The organism is Streptomyces afghaniensis (assembly GCF_044327915.1).
GTDB classification, from domain to species: Bacteria; Actinomycetota; Actinomycetes; order Streptomycetales; family Streptomycetaceae; genus Streptomyces; species Streptomyces afghaniensis.
This window is the reverse complement of sequence record NZ_JBIRGJ010000006.1, coordinates 488,185-507,539: the sequence shown is the minus strand read 5'-3', so window position 1 is coordinate 507,539 and position 19,355 is coordinate 488,185. Positions and strand designations below refer to the sequence as shown.

Genomic DNA, 19,355 nt, shown 5'->3' with positions numbered 1-19,355 from the left:
CGGTCAGCCGCCGCCGCTGCCGGAGCCCGAGCAGCCGAAGCCGCCCCGGTCGACGGCCTCGCTGCGGCTGAAGGTGCCGTTGTCGGCGTAGCGGCCGCTGACGTCGGCGTCGTAGTACCAGTCGGCGTTCGTGGTGCCGGTCCTGCCGGTCTTCTTGCGACCCTTGCCGTACGAGGAGGACGAGGAGCCCGACTTGCAGTTCTTGTCGGCGACGATCTTGTAGCCGTTGATGTAGTCGTAGCTGTCCCGGTCCACGCAGCGGCGGTCCGGGTCGGAGCCGCACGCGGACAGGGCCGCCGCGAGGACACCCATGCCGCCCAGCACCACCGTGCTCGAGCGCAGTCGTCGCCGTGTTTCAGCCATGTGCGTGTCTCCCCGTGTCCCCGTGTACTGCGTGTCCCTGTCATGTACTGCCGAGCAGTCAGCCTAGAGACCGGTGTGAACGGGCCCGCACGACCCCCCGGCTCACGCCCTCTCCCCTACTGTCGTTTTGTGATCTTTGGAATGGTGTGCGCCCTTGGTGCGGCGGTCTGCTTCGGCACGGCGACGGTGCTGCAGGCGATGGCCGCGCGGGCGGTGGCGAGCGGCCCGGGCGGGGACGTGGCGCTGTTGTGGCGGGCGCTGCGGCAGTGGCGGTATCTGGCCGGGCTCGGGATGGACGGGCTCGGTTTCCTGCTCCAGATCGTCGCGCTGCGGTCCGTGCCGATCTACGCCGTGGGGGCGGCGCTGGCCGCGAGCCTCGCGGTGACGGCCGTGGTGGCGGCGCGGCTGCTCAAGGCGCGGCTGAGCCGCGTGGAGTGGGCGGCGGTGGGGGTCGTGTGCGCCGGGCTCGCGCTGCTGGGGCTGGCCTCCGGCGCGGAGGGCGACGAGGGCGGGCCGGTCTGGCTGAAGTGGGCGATGCTCGCGGCGGCGGGCGGGGTGCTGCTGCTCGGGGCGGTGGGCGGGCGGCTGCCCGAGCGGGGGCGGGCGCTGGCGCTCGGGCTGGGTGCCGGGCTCGGGTTCGGGGTGGTGGAGGTCGCGGTGCGGCTCATCGACGGGCTGACGCCCGGTGCGCTCCTCACGAACCCCGCGGTGTACGCGCTGCTGCTCGGCGGCGGGGCCGCGTTCCTGTTGCTGACCTCCGCCCTCCAGCGCGGGTCGGTGACGACGGCGACCGCCGGGCTGGTGCTCGGGGAGACCGTCGCGCCGGCACTGATCGGAGTGGTGTGGCTCGGGGACCGCACGCGGCCCGGGCTGGGCTGGCTGGCGGTGTTCGGTTTCGCGGTGGCGGTGGCCGGGGCGCTGGCGCTGTCGCGGTTCGGGGAGGCGCCGGTCGAGCAGGAGGAGAGCGCGGTCACGCCCAGGTGATCGAGGCTCACGCCCCCGCGCTCCGAGGTGTTTCCCACCTGCCCAAAAGCTTCACTTTCCGGACGATCGGAAAATTGTTTGTTGAATCTTGAACGCGGGTGAACCGCTTTCCGTATGGGACGGCGTGACCAGTAATCCCGTCACGGTCACCGTGGCCTATCGCGTGACGCCGGGCCGTGCGGCCGACTTCCACTCCTGGGGGTGGGCCATGCTGGGCGCGACCGCGCGGCAACCGGGGTTTCTGGGGGGTGGGGTACTTGTCGACGGAGGGGCGGAGTGGCATGTCGTCTATCGCTTCGCCAGCGAGGGTTCGGCCCTGGCCTGGGAGAAATCGCCTTCCCGGGCACAGTGGGACGCCCGGCTGGACGGACTTGCCCAGGAGGCGGCGCGCAGGCGGGTGCGGGGGGCCCGGGCCTGGTTCGAGGCGCAGACTCTGACACCGGCGCCGCCGGCTCCGCCGTCGAAATGGAAACTGTGGTTCGTGAATATGAGCGCGGTTTTTCCCCCGGTGCTCCTGTTCAATCTGACGGTGCTTCCCTATCTCGGTGACCTCAATGCACTGATCCGCACGTTGTTGTTATGTCTGTGCGTGACGGCCCTTGTCACCTGGATTCTCATGCCGCGGCTCCAGCGTTTCTTCAGGAAATGGCTGTACCCGTCGCTCCAGGCGCTCCGCGGTCGGCACAAACGCCGGGCCACGTAGGCCCGCGAACGAACAGAGGGAGGTGGGCGGGTGAAGACCCTGCTCATCGACAATTACGACTCGTACACGTACAACCTGTTCCAGCTGATCGCCGAGGTCAACGGCGAGGAGCCGGTGGTCGTCCGCAACGACGCCGCCGTCGACGGGGTTCCGGATCTCCGGGATTTCGACAACCTGGTGGTGTCCCCGGGCCCTGGGCACCCGGCGGACGCGCGTGACTTCGGCATCGCGGCGAGGCTGGTCGCGACCTCCCCGGTTCCGGTGCTCGGTGTGTGTCTCGGCCATCAGGGGATCGCGCTCGGGGAGCGGGGGGTGGTGGGGCCCGCGCCGGAGCCGCGGCACGGGCATCTCTCCACGATCCGGCACGACGAACGCGACCTGTTCCATGGCCTGCCGCAGAACTTCACCGCCGTCCGCTACCACTCGCTGTCCGTGCGCGAGCCGCTGCCGGAGATGCTGGAGGCCACGGCCTGGGCGGAGGACGGCGTCCTGATGGGACTGCGGCACCGCACCCGGCCACTGTGGGGCGTGCAGTTCCACCCGGAGTCCGTCCTCACGGAGTACGGCCATCGCATGCTCGTGAACTTCCGCAACCTGACCGCGGAGCGGGCCGGCAAGCTCCGGACGAAGAACACGGCCGTGCCGTCACCGGAGGCGGCCGGACGCCGCGTGGTGGTACCGGAGTGCGAGGCCGGGATCGCTCGGCCATGGGCGCCGCGCCGCTGGCCTGCGGCCGCGCTCCAGGCAGCGGTGATCCCGGTGACCGGGGCAGTTGCACCGGCCGCCGGGGGTGGGCGGCTGGGCGGGATGGCGCCGGCCGGGTGGTCGAGCGGGAGCGTCCTGCCCGGAGGGGCCGCGTCGCCCTCCGGGGCCGGTCCATCCACCGGGTCTGGCCCGTCCGACGGGGCAGGGACGACTGACGGGGCAGGGACGACTGGCGGGACGGTGCCGTCCACCGGGACCGTGCCCGCTTCCGGAACCAGCCCGTCCGACGCGACCGGGACCGCTGACCCGGCCGGGACGGCCGACGGGGCGGTAACGCCCACCGGGACGACCGAGCCCGCCCCCGGAACCCGCCCCTCCACCGAAGCCAGCCCGTCCTTCGCGACCGGGACCGCTGACCCGGCCGGGACGGCTGACAAGGCCAGGTCGGCCGACGCCGCCGGGACGGCCGACGGGGCGGTGCCGTCCGCCGGGAGCGTGGTCGCCTCCGGAGCCGGTCCGGTTGGTGGGCCTGGTCGGGTCGTCGTGGCCGGTTCGTCCGCAGGGGCTGGGGCCGGCTCGGTCGGCGGGGTGGAGCGCGAGGGTGACCCGGGCGCGGGGCGGGGCGAGGACGGGGCGGTCGGGGACTCCGGCCCCTCCGGCTCCGTGGCGCCGCCCAGCGCCACCATCCCCCGCCCCCGGCGCCCCCACCGTGTCGGGTACCGGCTGCACAGTCGGCGGATCGTCGGGGCCGTGGATGTCGAGGCGGCCTTCGGGCGGATGTACGCGGGGGCCCCGCGGGCGTTCTGGCTCGACAGTTCGCTCGTGGAGCCGGGGCGGTCGCGGTTCTCGTTCTTCGGGGACGGCAGCGGGCCGCTCGCCGAGTTCGTGCGGTACGACGTCGAAAGCGGGCGCTGTGAGATCGAGCGGGCGGGGCGGCCGGTGAGAAAGGTCGCGGCCAGTGTCTTCGACTATCTCAAGCGGCAGTTGGGCAACCGCCGTGTGGACGCGACCGGGCTGCCGTTCGACTTCACCGGAGGGTACGTCGGCTACTTCGGCTACGAGGTGAAGGCGGACTGCGGGTCGCCCAACCGGCACCGCTCCCCGGTCCCGGACGCCGCCTGGCTGTTCGCCGACCGGGTGATCGCGGTGGACCACCAGGAGGGCTTCACGTACGCCGTCTGCCTCGCGGAGGACACCCCGCAGGCCGCGCGGGAGGCCGCCGACTGGCTGGAGAGCACCCTGGCCGACCTGACCTGCGTGGCGACGCAGCGGCCGCCCCTGCCCGTGCCGCCGGCCCCGGCGGACCCGGGCGCCGCCGAGCCGTGGCTGGTGCGCGACCGGGCGACCTATCTCGCGGACATCGAGGCGTGCAAGCGGGAGTTGCGCGCGGGCACCAGTTACGAGGTCTGCCTGACCAACGCCGCCCGGTTACCCGCACCGCCCGACGCGCTGGAGTTCTACCGGACGCTGCGCCGCGACAACCCGGCCCCGTACGCGGCGTTCCTGAGATTCGGGGAGCTGGAGGTGGCCGGGTCCTCGCCCGAGCGGTTCCTGCGGATCGGGCGGGACGGCACCGCCGAGGCCAGGCCCATCAAGGGGACCGCGCCGAGGGGGGACGGGCCGGAGGAGGACGCCCGGCTGCGGGACGCGCTGGCGTCGGACGCCAAGACCAGGGCCGAGAACCTGATGATCGTCGATCTGCTCCGCAACGACCTGGGCCGGGTCTGCCGGACGGGCTCGGTGCGGGTCTCCAAGCTCATGGCCACGGAGACGTACGCCACCGTGCACCAGCTCGTCTCGACCGTGCAGGGCAGGCTGCGGGCGGACACGGACGCGGTGGACTGTGTCCGGGCCTGTTTTCCCGGCGGCTCGATGACCGGCGCGCCGAAGCTGCGCACGCTGGAGATCATCGACTCGCTGGAGTCCGAGGCCCGGGGCGTGTACTCGGGCGCCCTCGGTTACTTCGGGTGCGGCGGCGGCGCGGACCTCAGCATCGTCATCCGTACGGCCGTGTTCGCCGACGGCCAGATGCATCTGGGGGCGGGCGGGGCGATCGTCCTCGGCTCCGATCCGGACGCGGAGTACGAGGAGATGCTGCTGAAGACCGCGGCCCCGATGCGGGCCCTGCACCAGCACACGGCCGACCGGATCCGGTGGCAGGCCCCGCCGGGTGACCGGGCCGGGGCCACCGAGGAGGCGCGGCGATGACCAGTCCGCAGGCGGTGCTGCACCCCGCCGAGGCCGAGGCGCCCGGGAACCTCGCGGCCCAGCTCGAAGAGCTCGCCGAGCGGCGCGGATGGGGCGGGCGGACCGCCTTCCACCAGGGGCACCGGGCCTGGACCCACGGCGAGGTGCACGACCTCGCGGCCCGGGCCGCCACCGTGCTCGCCGGGCACGGGGTGCGCCCCGGGGACCGCGTACTGCTGGCCCTGCCCGACTCCCTCGCCTGGGTGACGGCCTTCCTCGCCACCGCCCGTCTCGGCGCCGTCGCGGTCCTGGTCAACCCCGAACTCCCCGCGGCCGACCACGCGTTCCTGGCCGAGGACACCGAAGCCGTGCTCTGTGTGACGGGCCCGGGCCTGGAGGAGCGGTTCGCCGGACGGGCCCGCCTGGGCGCCGACCAGCTCATGGCGCTCGCCCCCGCCGCCGAGCCCGCGCCCGCCCACCAGGTCCACGCGCACACCCCGCTCTACGTCCAGTACACCTCCGGCACCACGGGCCGCCCCAAGGGCGTCGTGCACACGCACGGCGACCCGCGGACGTACCACGACCTCGTCGGCCGGCGGGTGCTGCGGATCACCGCGGAGGACGTCACCCTGTCGGTGTCGAAGCTGTTCTTCGCCTACGGCTTCGGCAACGCCTTCGTCTTCCCGCTGTTCTCCGGCTCGTCCGCGGTGCTGGTGGACCGGCGCCCCACCCCTGCGACCATCGACGAACTCGTCGCCCGGCACCGGGTGACGCTGCTGTACTCCGTGCCGTCCGCGTACGCCGCGCTGGTGGCCGAGCGGGGCCACGGGCACGAGGGCTGCTTCGCCTCGGTGCGGGCCGCGGTGTCGGCCGGCGAGGGGCTGCCCGAGGGGCTCGCCAAGCAGGTGAGCGCGTTGCTCGGCGCGCCCGTGCTGGAGCAGATCGGCTCCACGGAGGCCGGTCACGCGTTCTGCGCCAACGGTTTCGCCCACAACCACCCGGGCACCGTCGGCCGTCCCGTGCCCGGCTTCGAGGTGGAGCTGCGGGACCGGGACGGCCGCCCGGTGCCGGACGGCGAGGAGGGCGAGATGTGGGTGCGCGGGCCGACGGTGACGCCCGGCTATCTGAACCGGCCCGAGGAGACCGCCCGGACCCTGGTGGGCGGCTGGCTGGCCACCCGTGACCGGGCGTGCCGCGAACCGGACGGCTCCTACCGGCATCTGGGCCGGGCCGACGACATGGAGATGGTCGGCGGCATCACCGTCTCCCCGCTGGAGGTGGAGGCCGTGCTGCGCGGCCATCCGGCGGTGCGGGAGGTGGTCGTCGCGGCCGTGCCCGACGGGCGGGGCGCGAGCCGGCTGCGGGCCTTCGTGGTCCCCTCCGCGCCGGTGCGGGACGGTCTGGCGGACGAGCTCATCGGCCTGGCGCGGGAGAGCCTCGCCGCGTTCAAGGTCCCCCGCAGCGTCAGCTTCGTCCCGTCGCTGCCGCGCACCCCGACCGGGAAGCTGCGCCGCCATCTGGTGCGACGGGGCGCCTGGTGAAGCCCGCAGACGGGCACCTGGTGAACCCCGTAGACGGGCGCCTGGTGAACCCCGCAGAGAGGAACGACCCCATGCGAGCACCCCTGTTCACCGACCGCGGCTTCTATCTCGGACCGGTCTTCCGGCGTGCGGCCGACCGGCACGGGGCCGTCTTCGTGACCCTGGACCGGCCGCTGGACGTCGCCCCCGCCCTCGGGGTCGACCTGAGCTACACCGTGCTGGCCGACCTGGTCGAGGACCTGTCCGGGCGGCTGTGGGAGGCCGGGGTGCGGCCCTCGGAGCAGGTCGTCGTGCACAAGGCGGACAACGTCGACATCATGCTGCTGACCTGTGCCGTCTCCCGTATCGGCGCCGTGCCGGTGCTGCTGTCGCCCGCGCTGGCCCCCGCCGTGGCCGGGCAGCTGCTCGAACGGCTGCGCAGGCCCTGGCTGATCACCGACAGCGCCACCCTGGACGGCCTGCGAGAGCTCGCCCTGTCCGGGCTCGTGCGGCGGACGCTCAGCGTGGACGACGCGGCCGGGGCGGAGTCCCTGGCGAAGTACGCCGGCGCCGAGCCTCCCCCGCCGGTCCGGCTGCACCCCCGCGAACCAGCCCTGATCACCCACAGTTCGGGCACCACCGGCGTCCCCAAACTGGCCGTGCACTGCGCGCACACCATGTGGAACCGGCTCGTGCCGCAGCAGGCGATGGGCTGGCCCACGCGGGGCGAGCCGGCGGCGCTGCACATGTCGTTCGTGCACTCGCGCTTCTACCATCTGCTCGGCGTCCTGCTGCACTTCGGCAGCCCGCTGGTGCTGATCACCGACCCGGATCCGGCCGCGGTGGGCCCGCTGCTGGTCCGGCACCGGCCCGGCATCGTGGAGACGCACCCCAACACGTTCGTGCTGTGGGAGGAGCTGGCCGACGCGCCCGGTGCCCCGCTGTCCCGGGTGCGGGCGTACGGCTCCACGTTCGACGCGATCCATCCGCGCACCGTACGGCGGCTGCTGGGCGCATCGCGGCGCCGTGCGCCCTGGCTGGTCCAGCTGTACGGGCAGAGCGAGACGGGCCCGGTGGCGTTCCAGGTGGTGACCCGGCGCAGCGCGGCCCGCGCGGACGGGCGCCGGGTCGGGTTCGGGATACCGGGCTTCACCCGGGTCCGGGTCACCGGCGCCGGGGGCGGGCGGGTCCCGCCCGGCACCCCGGGCCGGATCGAGGCCCGCACCCGGGGCCGGATCCTCACCTACCTCGGCATGCCGGAGCGCTACGACCGTCAGCTCACCGACGGCTGGTGGGAGATGGGCGACATGGGCTACCGGAGCCGGCTGGGCGCGCTGTACCTGATCGACCGTGAGGTGGATCAGATCGACGCCGTGCACAGCAATCTGGAGGTCGAGGACACGCTGATGTCCCGGCTGGAGGAGCTGCGCGAGGTGGTCATCGTGCCGGGCGCGGACCGGGAGCCGGTGCCGGTGGTGTGCGTGCGCGGCGAGCGGCCCCTGGACCCGGAGCGCTGGCGCCGGGCCACTGCGGGACTGCCGGCGATGGCCGAGCCGCGGCAGTGGCGGTTCGAGGACCTGCCGATGACCGCGACGTGGAAGGTGAAGCGGGTGGAGATCGCCCGGATGCTCTCCGAAGGCGTCCGGGCATGACCCCGGTCCTGGTCGTGGGCGCCGGTCCCGTGGGCCTGTCGGCGGCTCTGGCGCTGCGGGCGCACGGGCTGCCGGCCGTCGTGCTGGAGGCGGAGCCGGAGGACCGTGAACGGCCGGGCAGCCGGGCCCTGTTCGTGCACCGGGAGACCCTCGGCCTGCTGGACGCGATGCGGCCCGGCCTCGCCGCCGAGATCACCTCCTACGGGCGGACCTGGCACACCAGGCGCACCCTCTACCGGGGACGTGAGGTGTACTCCCGCACGTTCCCGCCGTCGTCCGGTCCGCCGCCCTTCACCAGCCTGCGCCAGACGGACACCGAGCGGTTCCTGCGCGCTGCCTGCGCGCAGGCCGGGGTGGAGTTCGTGTGGGGCGCGCGCGTGACTGGCGTGAGCGCCGGTGAGAGGGAGGTCCGGCTGACGGGTGAGGACGGGCGGGTGTGGTCCGGCGCGTTCGCGATCGCCGCCGACGGGGCCCGCTCCAGGGTCCGGCGCGAGCTGGGCATCGCCCTGGAGGGCACGCACGGCGAGGGCTTCCACGTGGTCGTGGACGTCGCCGACGTGCCGGGCGCTGAGCTGCCGCTGGAGCGGGTCTTCCACTACGAGCATCCCGGGGTGGGCGGGCGCAGTGTGATGCGGGTGCCGTTCACCGGGGGTTTCCAGGTCGACCTCCAGTGCCGGGACGACGACCGGCCGGAGGAGTTCGGCACCGAGGAGGCCGTACGGCGCTGGCTGCCCTCGGTCGTCGGGGACGGCTACGGTGAGCGGATCCTGTGGGTGTCGACGTACCGCTTCCTGCGCAAGGTGGCGGCCGCGTTCACCGATCCGCACCGGCGGGTGCTGCTGGCCGGCGAGGCGGCGCATCTCTTCCCGCCGTTCGGGGCACGCGGCATGAACAGCGGGATCGCGGACGCGGCGGCCGCCGCCGAGGCGATCGCCGCGGGGACCGGCGAGGCGGTCGCCGGGTTCGCGGAGGTGCGGCGGGCGGCGGCCCTGTTCAACAGCGCCGCCGCCGGTGCCGCCCTGGACCATCTGCGGCCGCGCCGCCGGATCGTCCGGGTCAGGCAGCGGACGGCGGCGGCACTGGCGCCGGTGCTGCCGTGGTGCGGGTCATGGCTGGAACACGCGCCGTACGGGCCCCGGCACGGGGCGCCGGCCGTGGCGGGACGCAAGTACTGAGGAGGCTGTCGGTGACAAGAGCGGCGGTGGCGGAAGGCCTGTGGACGTGGGCGCCCGGCCGTGGGCTGGCCCCGGCCGCGGACCAGGCGGCCGGGGGGCGGCTGCTGGTCGCGGACTCGTGGCTGGTGCGCGAGGGCCGGGTGCGGGCCTATGACCGGCACCGGGAGCGGTTCGCGCGGGCCTGCGCCGACTGCGGCGGGCCACAGCCGCGCCTGCTCGTCGCCTTCTGGCAGGACGTGACCGCCGTTCTGCCGCGCACGGGTGCGTGGTTCCCGCGGGTGGAGCTCGCGGCGGGCTCCCTGGAGCTGCGGCTGCTGCTGCGGCCCGCGCCGCCGCTCGGCACGGGGGTGCGGCTGTGGGCGGCGGGCCAGTCCGATCCGCGGACCGTGCCCCGCCGCAAGGGCCCGGACCTGGACACCCTGGCGCGGGTGCGTCGCCGGGCCTGCGGCGAGGGCGCGGAGGAGGCGGTGCTGATCGCGCCCTCGGGCACGGTGCTGGAGTCGGCCACGGCCAGTGTCCTGTGGTGGGAGGACGACACCCTGTGCCTGCCCCCGCCCCGGCTGCCCGTCCTGCCGGGCGTGACGTCCGGGCTGGTCCAGGAGCGGGCACTGCGCTCCGGGATCCGGATCGCGCACCGGGAGCGGACCGTGGCAGAGCTGGACGGCCGTGAAGTGTGGCTGGTGAACGCGCTGCACGGGATCCGGCCCGTGACGGGCTGGGTCGGGCGGCCGATGCGGGTGCCTCCGGCTCAGCGGGCCGGGGAATGGCGGAACTGGCTGGACGGACTCATGGAGCCACTGCCGGCCGACTGACTCGAGGAAATGGCGACGCCGGGTCGAATTCGACCCGGCGCGTTTTTCGCTGACTGCTTCAATTCCTTTTTCAGTTCTTCGGAACCATGCGCGTCGCTATCGCGATCCGGTTGTACGCGTTGATGACCGTGGCCGACCAGATGAGTGCCGCGATCTGGTTCTCCTCGAACACCCCGGCCGCCTCGGCGTACACCGCGTCCGGGACGCGGCCGTCGTGGACGAGCGTCACCGCCTCGGTCAACGCCAGTGCCGCACGCTCGCGTTCGGTGAAGAACGGCGTCTCCCGCCAGGCGTTCAGGGCGTAGATGCGCTGCTCGGTCTCGCCCTGGCCACGGGCGTCCCTGGTGTGCATGTCGATGCAGAACGCACAGCCGTTGATCTGCGAGGCGCGGATCCTGACCAGTTCCAGCAGTTCCGGTTCGAGTTTGGCGTCCTGCGCCGCGGAAACGGCGGCGGCGTGCAGGGAGCCCATTGCGGCGGAGACGTCGGGAGTTATTTTCTTCAGGGCCACGCGGGGCAGAGAAGTGCTTTCGCTCATGGGGTGACCATATCCGTTGAGCGGCATTCCGGAGGGGAATTCGCGCGATTATCCCGCCAGTACCGTGCACAGCGCGTCCAGCGCCCCCGACCACGCGTGGTCCGGCGGTGTCCCGTAGCCGACGACGAGGGCGTCGGCCGGCTCGGCGACCGCGGCGGCGTGCCGGTAGCGGGCGAGTCCGTGGACCGCCAGGCCCTGCCAGTGGGCCGCCTGGACCACCGACTGCTCGGTGCCCGGCGGCAGCCGCAGCAGGACGTGCAGCCCGGCCGCGATGCCGGTGACCCGGGCCTGGGGCGCCCGGGCCGCGACGGCGGCGACGAGGGCGTCGCGGCGGCGCCGGTAGCGCAGGCGGGTCGCGCGGACATGGCGGTCGTAGGCCCCGGCGTCGAGGAACTCGGCCAGGGTCAGCTGGTCCAGCACCCCGCAGGTGTCGATCCCGCCCTTGGCCGCGGCGGTCTCCTCAGCGAGGCCCGGCGGCAGCACCATCCAGGCGAGCCGCAGCCCGGGGGCGAGGGCCTTGCTCGCGGTGCCGAGGTAGACCACCCGGTCGGGGTCCAGCCCCTGGAGCGCGCCCACGGGCTGACGGTCGTAGCGGAACTCGCCGTCGTAGTCGTCCTCCAGGACCAGGCCGCCGGTGCGGCGCGCCCAGTCCACGACGGCCGCGCGGCGGTCGCGGTGCAGGGGGACGCCCATGGGGAACTGGTGGGCGGGAGTGAGGAGGACCGCGTCGGCGGCGGACAACGCGCCGGGGTCGGTGCCCAACTGGTCGAAGGGCAGGGGGACCGTGTGCAGACCGGACGCGGCCAGGAGTCTCCAGTGCACGTCGAGCCCGTACGACTCGACGGCGACCGTCCGCGCCCCGCGCGCCCGCAGGGCCGTGCCCAGCAGCTTCAGGCCGTGCGCGAACCCGGAGCACACCACGATCCGTTCGGGGTCGGCGCGTACGCCCCGGGCCCGGGAGAGATAGCCGGCGAGCGCGGCGCGCAGCTCCGGGCGGCCCCGGGCGTCGCCGTAGTCGAGGGCGTCGTGGGGGGCGTCGGTCAGGGCGCGGCGGGCGGCCTTGAGCCACTCCGCGCGCGGGAAGGAGGCCAGGTCGGGGCTGCCGGGCCGCAGGTCGTAGGCGGGGCGGCCGCGCTCACGGGGGTGGGATGCCGTGCCGGCCGGCGGTACCACCGTCCGGGCGGCGACCCGGGTCCCCGAGCCCTGCCGGGCGGTGAGCCAGCCCTCGGCGACCAGGTCGGCGTAGGCGTCGGCGACCGTGTTGCGGGCGATGCCCAGGTCGGCGGCGAGCGCGCGGGAGGAGGGCAGCCGGGTGCCGGGGGCCAGCCGGCCGGAGCGCACCGCCTCGCGCAGGGCGTCGGTCAGCCCCCGGCGCAGGCCCGGGCCGGTCGGCTCCAGGTGCAGGTCGATGCCCAAAGTGGCCCACTGTTCCGCCATGGAAATGGACCATACCCCTGGGCTGCTTTCTTCCTAGGGTCGAGGACATGACGACGCACAGCGATGGCACGACCGACACGACCGTGGAGTACGCCCCCGAGGAGCCCGCCCGCCTGGACTGGGCCAAGCACGCGCCCGAGGTCTACAAGGCGATGGTCCGACTGGAGATCGCCGCCCGGCAGGGCCTCGACCACAAGCTGTACGAGCTGGTGAAGATCCGCGCCTCCCAGATCAACCACTGCGCCTTCTGCATCGACATGCACACCAAGGACACCCTCGCGGCGGGCGAGAGCGTCGAGCGGATCCTCCAGCTCAGCGCCTGGGACGAGTCGCGGCACTTCTACACCGCGAAGGAGCTCGCGGCCCTGGAGCTGACGGAGGCCGTGACGGTCCTGACGGACGGTTTCGTGCCGGACGAGGTGTATGAGAAGGCCGCGAAGCATTTCGAGGAGGCCGAGCTGGCGCAGCTCATCGCCGCGATCACGACGATCAACGCCTGGAACCGGTTCGGGGTGACCTGCCGGATGACGCCGGGGCACTACCAGCCGGGCCAGTACAAGTGACGGCTCGGACGCGGGCGCTCGACCCGGCGGTCGGCCGGGCCCTGTCAGCTCTGAGCGCCACGGCGAAGAAGGGCCTCGGCGACCCGGCCCTGGCCGAACTCGTGGTGATCCGCGCCTCGCAGCTCAACCACTGCGCGTTCTGCCTCGACATGCACCTCGCGATCGCCCGCGAGCACGGCGTGAGCGAGAAGCAGCTCGATCTGCTGGCGGCCTGGGAGGAGGCCGGGGACGTCTTCGACGAGCGGGAGCGGGCCGCACTCGCGCTGACGGAGGCGGTGACGGTGCTGACCACCGGTTCTGTGCCGGACGAGGTGTACGAGCAGGCCGCGAAGCACTTCGACGAGGCCGGGCTCGCCCATCTGATCGGCCTGGTCGTCGCCATCAACAACTGGAACCGGGTGATGGTCAGCCGCCGGGTTCCGCCGGGAGGTCACACGCCATGAGCAAGGCCGAGATGTTCCGCGCCCTGCACCACGACCGGGCGCCCGGCGATCCCCTGGTGCTGCCCGGGCCCTGGGACGCGGCCAGCGCCCGGGTGTTCGCGGAGGCCGGGTTCCCGGCGCTCGCGACGCCCAGTGCCGGGGTCGCCGCCTCCCTCGGGTACGAGGACGGGCAGGTCCCGGCCGACGAGATGTTCGCGGCGGTCGCCCGGATCGTCCGGGCCGTCGACGTGCCGGTGTCGGCGGACGTGGAGGGCGGGTACGGGCTCGCGCCGAAGGAGCTCGTGGAACGGCTGCTGGAGGCGGGGGCGGTGGGGTGCAACCTGGAGGACTCCGAGGGCGGGGTGCTCAAGGATCCGCGTGCGCACGCCGACCGGCTGGCCGAGGTGCGGGAGGCGGCCGGCGGGCGGCTCTTCGTCAACGCGCGCGTGGACACCTTCTCCTGCGGGGTCGCCGATCCCGAAGCGGCCATCGAGCGGGCCGCGTTGTACGTCGCCGCGGGCGCCGACTGCGTCTATCCGATCGGGGCACCGCCGGAGGTGCTGCCGCTGCTGCGGGCCGGTATCCAGGGGCCGATCAACGTGGGTGCCCCGACCGAGGGCGGCCCCACGCCCGCCGAACTCGGCGCGCGAGGGGCCACCCGGATCACGTTCGGGCCGGGGCTCCAGCGGCGGGCCACCCGCGCGCTGCGGGAGATCGCCGCCGGCCTGCGACCGTAGGGACGCTCAGGACAGCCACTTCTTCCACGTGGAGCGGTGGCTGTCCACCCACTTCTTCGCCGCGTCCTCCGGCGTCATCTTCTTGTCGGCGATCATCAGGGAGACCTCGTTCTGGTCCTCGGTCGTCCACTTGAACTTCTTCAGGAAGGCCGCCGCCTTGCCGCCGTTCTTCGCGAAGCCCGAGTTCAGGTACTTCTGCAGCGGCGTGTGCGGATAGGCGCAGGCGACCTTCTCCGGGTCGGCGTCGCAGCCCTCCTTGTACGGCGGCAGCTTCACCTCGGTCATCGGGACCTTCTTGAAGAGCCACTGCGGCGAGTACCAGTAGGTGAGGAAGGGCTTCTTCTCCTTGGCGAACTGCCGCATCTGCGTGATCTGCGCGGCCTCGGACCCGGCGAACACCACCTGGTAGTCCAGCTTCAGGTTCTTCACCAGCGCCTTGTCGTTGGTGACGTAGGACGGCGAACCGTCCATCAGCTGGCCCTTGTCGCCGCTCTCCGGGGTGCGGAACAGGTGGGAGTACTTGTTGAGGTTCTTCCAGTTCGTGATGTCCGGGTGCTGCTTGGCGAGGTACGTCGGGACGAACCAGCCGATGTGTCCGGTGACGCCGAGTTCACCGCCGGCGGTGATCGTCTTCTTGTCCTTGACGTACCGCTGCTCCTGCTCGGGGTGGCCCCAGTCCTCCAGGATCGCGTCGACGCGGCCCTGGCTGAGGGCGTCCCAGGCGGGCACCTCGTCGACCTGGACGGTGTCGACGCGGTAGCCCAGCTCGTGCTCCAGGATGTACTCGGCCACGGCCACGTTGGCCTGGGCGCCCACCCAGGACTGCACGGACATGGTCACGGTCTTGGCGCCCTGCGCGTTGGCGAAGGGCGAGGCCTGCTTGGTCATGTCGGCGGCACCGCAGCCGGTGAGCAGCGCCAGGGAGCTCACCGCGGCGACCGCGGCTGTCGTACGGACTCGCATGTCACGCTCCCTTCTTCGCGCGGCGTTCGGTGGGCTGGGTCACCCGGTCGAGCATCAGTCCGAGGCAGACGATCGCCGCGCCGGCCACCAGACCGGTCGCCAGGTCGCCCTGGGCGAGGCCGAAGACGACGTCGTAGCCGAGCGCGCCTCCGCCGACCAGGCCGCCGATGACGACGACGGCGAGGACCAGGACCAGGCCCTGGTTGACGGCGAGCAGCAGGGCCGGGCGGGCCAGCGGGAGCTGGACCTGCCGCAGTTGCTGCCAGCTGGTCGCGCCGAGCGAGCCGGAGGCCTCCAGCGCGGCCGGGTCGACCTGGCGCAGGCCCTGGGTGGTGATACGGACGACGGCCGGGAGGGCGTACACGATCGCGGCCGCGACGGCCGGTGCGCGGCCGACGCCGAACAGGGCGACGACCGGGATCAGGTACACGAACTGCGGCATGGTCTGGAAGACGTCCAGGACCGGGCGCAGCAGCCGTTCCAGGCGGTCGCTGCGGGCCGCCGCGATGCCGGTGGCGAAGCCGACGACGAGGGTGACGGCGACGGCCGCGAGGACCTGCGACAGGGTGTCGAGGGACGGCTTCCAGACGCCGAGCGCTCCGATCGCGGCCATGGCGAGGACGGCGGTCAGCGCGGTGCGCCAGGTGCCGATCACCCAGGCCAGCGCGGCGACGATCAGCAGGACCGACCACCAGGGCAGCCCCTGCAGGCCGTCACGCATCGGGTCCAGGACCCAGGTGGTGAAGTGACCGGCCCAGTCGGCGGTGCCGCCGATCACGGGGACACCCGAGTACAGGTGCGCGGTCATCCAGTCGACCACGCGGTTGACGGGCTCGGCGATGCCGACGACCCAGGAGTCGGGCCAGTCGAGTCGGCCCGCGAGACGCCCGGCGACCGCCACGGCGACGACACCGGCCAGGGCGTACAGCCAGCCGAGCCCGCGCCGGGGCTCCGGTTCGGCGCCCAGCCGCTCCCCCGCCGCGCCCGTGACCCGGTCCAGGACCACGGCCAGCAGCACGATCGGGATTCCGGCGGCGAGCGCGGCGCCGACGTCGACCGAGGCCAGTGCCTGGTAGACGCGGTCACCGAGACCGCCCGCGCCGATGACGGCCGCGATGACGGCCATGGACAGCGCCATCATGATCGTCTGGTTGACGCCGAGGAGGAGTTCCTTGCGGGCCAGCGGCAGACGGGCGGTCAGCAGCCGCTGGCGTGCGGTGGAACCGAGCGACGCGACGGCCTCCAGCACCTCCCCGTCGGCGCCGCGCAGTCCGAGCGAGGTGAGCCGGGCCATGGGCGGGGCGGCGTAGATGACGGTGGCCAGGACGGCCGCCGGGACGCCGATACCGAAGATCAGCACGACCGGCAGCAGGTAGGCGAAGGCCGGAAGTACCTGCATGGTGTCCAGGACAGGGCGCAGGACGCGGTCCATCCGGTCGGACAGCCCGGCGGCGAGCCCGAGCAGCAGGCCCACCACGACCGACGCGACGACCGCGACGACCATCAGGGCGAGCGTCTGCATGGTCGGCACCCACATGCCGAGCAGGCCGCAGGCCAGGAACGCGGTGCCCGTGCCGAGGGCGAGCCGGATGCCGGCGACGCGCCAGGCGACCAGCGCGCCCAGGGCCGTGACTCCCGCCCAGCCCACGGCCAGGAGGGTGAGGTAGACGGCCCGTACGGCGATGACGACGACGTTGCTGACGTGGCCGAGGAAGTACAGGAACAGCGGGTGGCTGTCGCGGTTGTCGATGATCCAGTCGCTGGCCTTGGCGAGCGGCTCGGAGAAGTCGACGGTCAGGGCGCTCGGCCAGGTGCCGCTCGCCCAACGGGCGTTCGCCAGCGGGACGAGGATCGCTGCCGCGAGGGCCAGGAAGAGAAGCTTGCGGACGGCCGGGCGCTTGAGGAGGCCGGGCAGGCCGATACGCGGCGGGGAGGCGGTGATCGTCGCCATCACACCGCCTCCTTGGGCTGCTCGGTCCCCGGCGGGGCCGGCTGCTCCGTGCCGGCGACGACACCGAGCAGCGTGTCGGAGTCGACCACGCCCACGCAGCGGCCCTTGTCCATGACACGGGCCGGTGCGCCGGCGCGGGCGACCGCCTCGATCGCCTCGGAGACCGTCGCCTCGGGCCGGACCGCCGGTCCGCTGCCGTCCTGGTCCGCCGAGGGGCGGCGCATGGCCGTACGGACGGTCATGACCTGCTCGCGCGGCACGTCCCGGACGAACTCGCGGACGTAGTCGTCGGCGGGCGAGCCGACGATCTCCTCGGGCGTGCCGAGCTGTACGACCTGCCCGTCGCGCATCAGGGCGATGCGGTCGCCCAGCTTGAGGGCCTCCTGGAGGTCGTGGGTGATGAAGACCATGGTGCGGCCCTCCTCGTGGTGCAGCCGGACCACCTCGTCCTGCATCTCCCGCCGGATGAGGGGGTCGAGCGCGCTGAACGGCTCGTCGAACAGCAGGACTTCGGGGTCGACGGCGAGGGCGCGGGCGAGGCCCACGCGCTGCCGCTGGCCGCCGGAGAGCTGGCCGGGGCGGCGGTGCTCCATGCCTTCCAGGCCGACCTTGGCGACGACCTCGGCTGCTCGCTCACGCCGCTCGGCCTTGCCCATGCCCTGGATCTCCAGGCCGTAGGCGACGTTGTCGAGGACCGTGCGGTGCGGCAGCAGGCCGAAGTGCTGGAAGACCATGGCGGCGCGGTGGCGGCGCAGTTCACGCAGCCGGGAGCGGTCCATGGCGCGGACGTCCTCGCCGTCGATGGCGATGGTGCCGGCGGTCGGCTCGATCAGCCGGGTCAGACAGCGCACCAGCGTGGACTTGCCGGAGCCGGACAGGCCCATGACGACGAAGACCTCGCCCTTGCGCACGTCGAAGCTGACGTCCCGGACGGCGGCCGTGCAGCCGGTGCGGGCACGCAGTTCGGCGGGGTCGAGGGCGGTGAGCTCGGGGTCGCCCGGAACGCGGTCGGCCTTGGGGCCGAACACCTTCCACAGGCCCTCCACCGAGAAGACGGGGGTCGTGTCCATGGTCTGCTCCGTGGGGGGTTCGAGGGTCGCGGTCACTTGGCACCACCACCGATCAGCTCGGCGGCACGCTCCCCGACCATGAGCACGCCGATCATCGGGTTCACGGTGGTCATGGTGGGGAACACGGAGGCATCGGCGATGCGGATGCCCTCCAGGCCGCGGATGCGCAGCTCGGGGTCGACGACGGCGAGCCGGTCGTCGGCGTCGCCCATCTTGCAGGTGCCGGCGGGGTGGTAGACGGTGTGGGCGACCTTGCGGGCGTACTCGCCGAGCTCCTCGTCACCGGTGACGTCCGGGCCGGGGGCCACCTCGCGCTTGAGCCAGCCGGCCAGCGGTTCGGTCTTGGCGATCTCGCGGGCGATCTTGATGCCGTCGACGAGGGTGCGGCCGTCGTAGTCGTCCTCGTCGGTGAAGTAGCGGAAGTCCAGGGCGGGCTTGACCTCGGGGTCGGCGCTGGTCAGGTACAGCTGGCCGCGGCTCTTCGGCTTGGGGATGTTCGGGGTCATCGAGACGCCGAACTCCGGCCGCTGGTAGCCCAGTCGCTCCGGGTTGTCCGTGAAGGGGATCTGGTAGAAGTGGAACATCAGGTCCGGGTGCGGCAGTTCGGGGTCGCGGCGCACGAACAGGCCCGCGTCCGAGTCCATCGCGGAGTTCTCCGGGATGGGGCCGTTGGTCTCCCACACGATGACCGACTCGGGGTGGTCGAGCAGGTTCTCGCCGACGCCCGGCAGGTCGTGCGTGACGGGGATGCCGAGCTTCTCCAGGTCCGCCTTCGGGCCGATGCCGGAGTGCATCAGCAGCCGGGGCGAGTCGACGGCGCCGGCGCACAGCAGGACCTCGTTGCGGGCCCGGACGAGGATCTCCTCGCCGTCCTTGGTGCGCACGTGCACGCCCTCGGCGCGATTGCCGTCCAGCTCCAGCTTGTACGCCCAGGTCTCCAGCAGGATCGTCAGGTTGGGGCGCTCGTCCATCACCGGGTGCAGATACGCCACCGACGCCGAGGACCGCTTGTTGTTCTCGGGGTGGTAGGCGAGGTCGAAGAAGCCGACGCCCTCGGTGAACGGCTTCTGGTTGAAGCCCTCCACGCGCGGCACGTCCAGCGCCGCCTGCGCCGCGTCGACGAAGTCGCGGGCGATGGCGTTCCGGTCCTGCTCGTCGACGGGGACGATGTTGTTGAGCAGACGCGCGAAGTACGCCTCCATCTGCACCGCGCCCCAGCCCTTGGCGCCGGCGGCCTCCCACTCGTCCCAGTCGGCGGGCAGCGGCTTGAACGCGATCAGCGTGTTGTGCGAGGAACAGCCGCCCAGCACCCGGGCCCGGCTGTGCCGGATGTGCGAGTTCCCGCGTGGCTGCTCGGTGGTGGGGTAGTCGTAGTCGAGCTCGCCGCCCAGCAGGCCCATCCAGCGGCGCAGGGTCAGCACGTCGTCGCGGCCGACGTCGCTGGGGCCGCCCTCGATGACGGCGACGGAGACGTCGGGGTTCTCGGTCAGGCGGGAGGCGATGACGGAACCGGCTGTTCCGCCGCCTATCACGACATAGTCGTACTCATGGTTGTGGGACATGGCGTGCTTGC

The 19,355-nt window shown here is 73.1% G+C and carries 17 protein-coding genes; 10 read left to right on the top strand and 7 right to left on the bottom strand.

The genetic code is table 11. From position 1 onward, the window contains the following. Positions 1 to 3: 3 nt before the first annotated feature. Positions 4 to 363: a hypothetical protein gene (locus tag ACH4G3_RS24770; RefSeq protein WP_397626546.1), complete on the bottom strand. Its 360-nt coding sequence runs from the start codon at positions 361 to 363 to the stop codon at positions 4 to 6. A 141-nt stretch (positions 364 to 504) separates the two neighbouring features. Here ACH4G3_RS24770 and ACH4G3_RS24765 point away from each other — a divergent pair, with 141 nt between their 5' ends. The 7 genes from ACH4G3_RS24765 to ACH4G3_RS24735 all read left to right on the top strand — a co-directional run bounded on the left by ACH4G3_RS24765 (position 505) and on the right by ACH4G3_RS24735 (position 10,101). Then, complete coding sequence (locus ACH4G3_RS24765; protein WP_397626721.1) at positions 505 to 1,347, top strand: DMT family transporter; 843 nt, start codon at positions 505 to 507, stop codon at positions 1,345 to 1,347. Between the two features lie 88 nt (positions 1,348 to 1,435). Next, on the top strand, positions 1,436 to 2,050 hold the full coding sequence (locus ACH4G3_RS24760; RefSeq protein ID WP_397626545.1) for an antibiotic biosynthesis monooxygenase: 615 nt from the start codon (positions 1,436 to 1,438) through the stop codon (positions 2,048 to 2,050). Between the two features lie 30 nt (positions 2,051 to 2,080). Then, on the top strand, positions 2,081 to 4,963 hold the full coding sequence (gene pabB / locus ACH4G3_RS24755) for an aminodeoxychorismate synthase component I (protein WP_397626544.1): 2,883 nt from the start codon (positions 2,081 to 2,083) through the stop codon (positions 4,961 to 4,963). Then, complete coding sequence (locus ACH4G3_RS24750) at positions 4,960 to 6,483, top strand: AMP-binding protein (RefSeq protein WP_397626543.1); 1,524 nt, start codon at positions 4,960 to 4,962, stop codon at positions 6,481 to 6,483. Before pabB ends, ACH4G3_RS24750 begins: the two co-directional genes overlap by 4 nt. A gap of 71 nt (positions 6,484 to 6,554) precedes the next feature. Then, positions 6,555 to 8,114, top strand: a complete 1,560-nt coding sequence (locus ACH4G3_RS24745) for a class I adenylate-forming enzyme family protein (protein WP_397626542.1) — start codon at positions 6,555 to 6,557, stop codon at positions 8,112 to 8,114. Next, entirely contained in the window at positions 8,111 to 9,289 is a 1,179-nt protein-coding gene (locus ACH4G3_RS24740; RefSeq protein WP_397626541.1) for an FAD-dependent monooxygenase, read from the top strand. Before ACH4G3_RS24745 ends, ACH4G3_RS24740 begins: the two co-directional genes overlap by 4 nt. Before the next feature lie 11 nt (positions 9,290 to 9,300). Then, the gene (locus ACH4G3_RS24735; RefSeq protein ID WP_397626540.1) at positions 9,301 to 10,101 is read left to right on the top strand and encodes an aminotransferase class IV; all 801 of its coding nucleotides are present in this window, start codon (positions 9,301 to 9,303) and stop codon (positions 10,099 to 10,101) included. A gap of 70 nt (positions 10,102 to 10,171) precedes the next feature. Here the strand turns inward: ACH4G3_RS24735 and ACH4G3_RS24730 are convergent, their stop codons facing one another. Next, complete coding sequence (locus tag ACH4G3_RS24730; RefSeq protein WP_354740997.1) at positions 10,172 to 10,639, bottom strand: carboxymuconolactone decarboxylase family protein; 468 nt, start codon at positions 10,637 to 10,639, stop codon at positions 10,172 to 10,174. A 48-nt stretch (positions 10,640 to 10,687) separates the two neighbouring features. Further along, the gene (gene pdxR, locus ACH4G3_RS24725) at positions 10,688 to 12,076 is read right to left on the bottom strand and encodes a MocR-like pyridoxine biosynthesis transcription factor PdxR (RefSeq protein ID WP_397626539.1); all 1,389 of its coding nucleotides are present in this window, start codon (positions 12,074 to 12,076) and stop codon (positions 10,688 to 10,690) included. Positions 12,077 to 12,123: 47 nt separating this feature from the next. Between pdxR and ACH4G3_RS24720 the strand changes: the two genes are divergently transcribed. From ACH4G3_RS24720 to ACH4G3_RS24710, 3 genes are read left to right on the top strand one after another with little or no spacing between them, the layout of a single operon-like run. Further along, a complete protein-coding gene (locus tag ACH4G3_RS24720) occupies positions 12,124 to 12,639 on the top strand; it encodes a carboxymuconolactone decarboxylase family protein (RefSeq protein ID WP_397626538.1) in 516 nt (171 codons plus the stop codon). Continuing rightward, positions 12,636 to 13,082 carry a carboxymuconolactone decarboxylase family protein gene (locus ACH4G3_RS24715; RefSeq protein ID WP_397626537.1) on the top strand — a complete coding sequence of 149 codons (447 nt, stop codon included), beginning with the start codon at positions 12,636 to 12,638 and terminating at the stop codon, positions 13,080 to 13,082. Before ACH4G3_RS24720 ends, ACH4G3_RS24715 begins: the two co-directional genes overlap by 4 nt. Next, on the top strand, positions 13,079 to 13,798 hold the full coding sequence (locus tag ACH4G3_RS24710; RefSeq protein WP_397626536.1) for an isocitrate lyase/PEP mutase family protein: 720 nt from the start codon (positions 13,079 to 13,081) through the stop codon (positions 13,796 to 13,798). Before ACH4G3_RS24715 ends, ACH4G3_RS24710 begins: the two co-directional genes overlap by 4 nt. A 6-nt stretch (positions 13,799 to 13,804) precedes the next feature. Here ACH4G3_RS24710 and ACH4G3_RS24705 read toward each other — a convergent pair whose 3' ends face one another. From ACH4G3_RS24705 to ACH4G3_RS24690, 4 genes are read right to left on the bottom strand one after another with little or no spacing between them, the layout of a single operon-like run. After that, on the bottom strand, positions 13,805 to 14,761 hold the full coding sequence (locus tag ACH4G3_RS24705; RefSeq protein ID WP_397626535.1) for an ABC transporter substrate-binding protein: 957 nt from the start codon (positions 14,759 to 14,761) through the stop codon (positions 13,805 to 13,807). A 1-nt stretch (position 14,762) separates the two neighbouring features. Continuing rightward, entirely contained in the window at positions 14,763 to 16,712 is a 1,950-nt protein-coding gene (locus tag ACH4G3_RS24700; protein ID WP_397626534.1) for an ABC transporter permease, read from the bottom strand. Next, entirely contained in the window at positions 16,712 to 17,782 is a 1,071-nt protein-coding gene (locus ACH4G3_RS24695; protein WP_397626533.1) for a quaternary amine ABC transporter ATP-binding protein, read from the bottom strand. The genes ACH4G3_RS24700 and ACH4G3_RS24695 overlap by 1 nt, the downstream gene beginning before the upstream one ends. Positions 17,783 to 17,814: 32 nt before the next feature. Continuing rightward, complete coding sequence (locus ACH4G3_RS24690; protein ID WP_397626532.1) at positions 17,815 to 19,344, bottom strand: GMC family oxidoreductase; 1,530 nt, start codon at positions 19,342 to 19,344, stop codon at positions 17,815 to 17,817. Between the last annotated feature and the right edge of the window lie 11 nt (positions 19,345 to 19,355).

Bases quoted from the DNA above. Each gene is read 5' to 3' on its own strand.
- ACH4G3_RS24770 (WP_397626546.1), bottom strand. From the start codon at position 363: ATGGCTGAAACACGGCGACGACTGCGCTCGAGCACGGTGGTGCTGGGC.
- ACH4G3_RS24765 (WP_397626721.1), top strand. From the start codon at position 505: ATGGTGTGCGCCCTTGGTGCGGCGGTCTGCTTCGGCACGGCGACGGTG.
- ACH4G3_RS24750 (WP_397626543.1), top strand. From the start codon at position 4,960: ATGACCAGTCCGCAGGCGGTGCTGCACCCCGCCGAGGCCGAGGCGCCC.
- ACH4G3_RS24745 (WP_397626542.1), top strand. From the start codon at position 6,555: ATGCGAGCACCCCTGTTCACCGACCGCGGCTTCTATCTCGGACCGGTC.
- ACH4G3_RS24740 (WP_397626541.1), top strand. From the start codon at position 8,111: ATGACCCCGGTCCTGGTCGTGGGCGCCGGTCCCGTGGGCCTGTCGGCG.
- ACH4G3_RS24730 (WP_354740997.1), bottom strand. From the start codon at position 10,639: ATGAGCGAAAGCACTTCTCTGCCCCGCGTGGCCCTGAAGAAAATAACT.
- pdxR (WP_397626539.1), bottom strand. From the start codon at position 12,076: ATGGCGGAACAGTGGGCCACTTTGGGCATCGACCTGCACCTGGAGCCG.
- ACH4G3_RS24720 (WP_397626538.1), top strand. From the start codon at position 12,124: ATGACGACGCACAGCGATGGCACGACCGACACGACCGTGGAGTACGCC.
- ACH4G3_RS24710 (WP_397626536.1), top strand. From the start codon at position 13,079: ATGAGCAAGGCCGAGATGTTCCGCGCCCTGCACCACGACCGGGCGCCC.
- ACH4G3_RS24705 (WP_397626535.1), bottom strand. From the start codon at position 14,761: ATGCGAGTCCGTACGACAGCCGCGGTCGCCGCGGTGAGCTCCCTGGCG.
- ACH4G3_RS24700 (WP_397626534.1), bottom strand. From the start codon at position 16,712: ATGGCGACGATCACCGCCTCCCCGCCGCGTATCGGCCTGCCCGGCCTC.
- ACH4G3_RS24695 (WP_397626533.1), bottom strand. From the start codon at position 17,782: ATGGACACGACCCCCGTCTTCTCGGTGGAGGGCCTGTGGAAGGTGTTC.
- ACH4G3_RS24690 (WP_397626532.1), bottom strand. From the start codon at position 19,344: ATGTCCCACAACCATGAGTACGACTATGTCGTGATAGGCGGCGGAACA.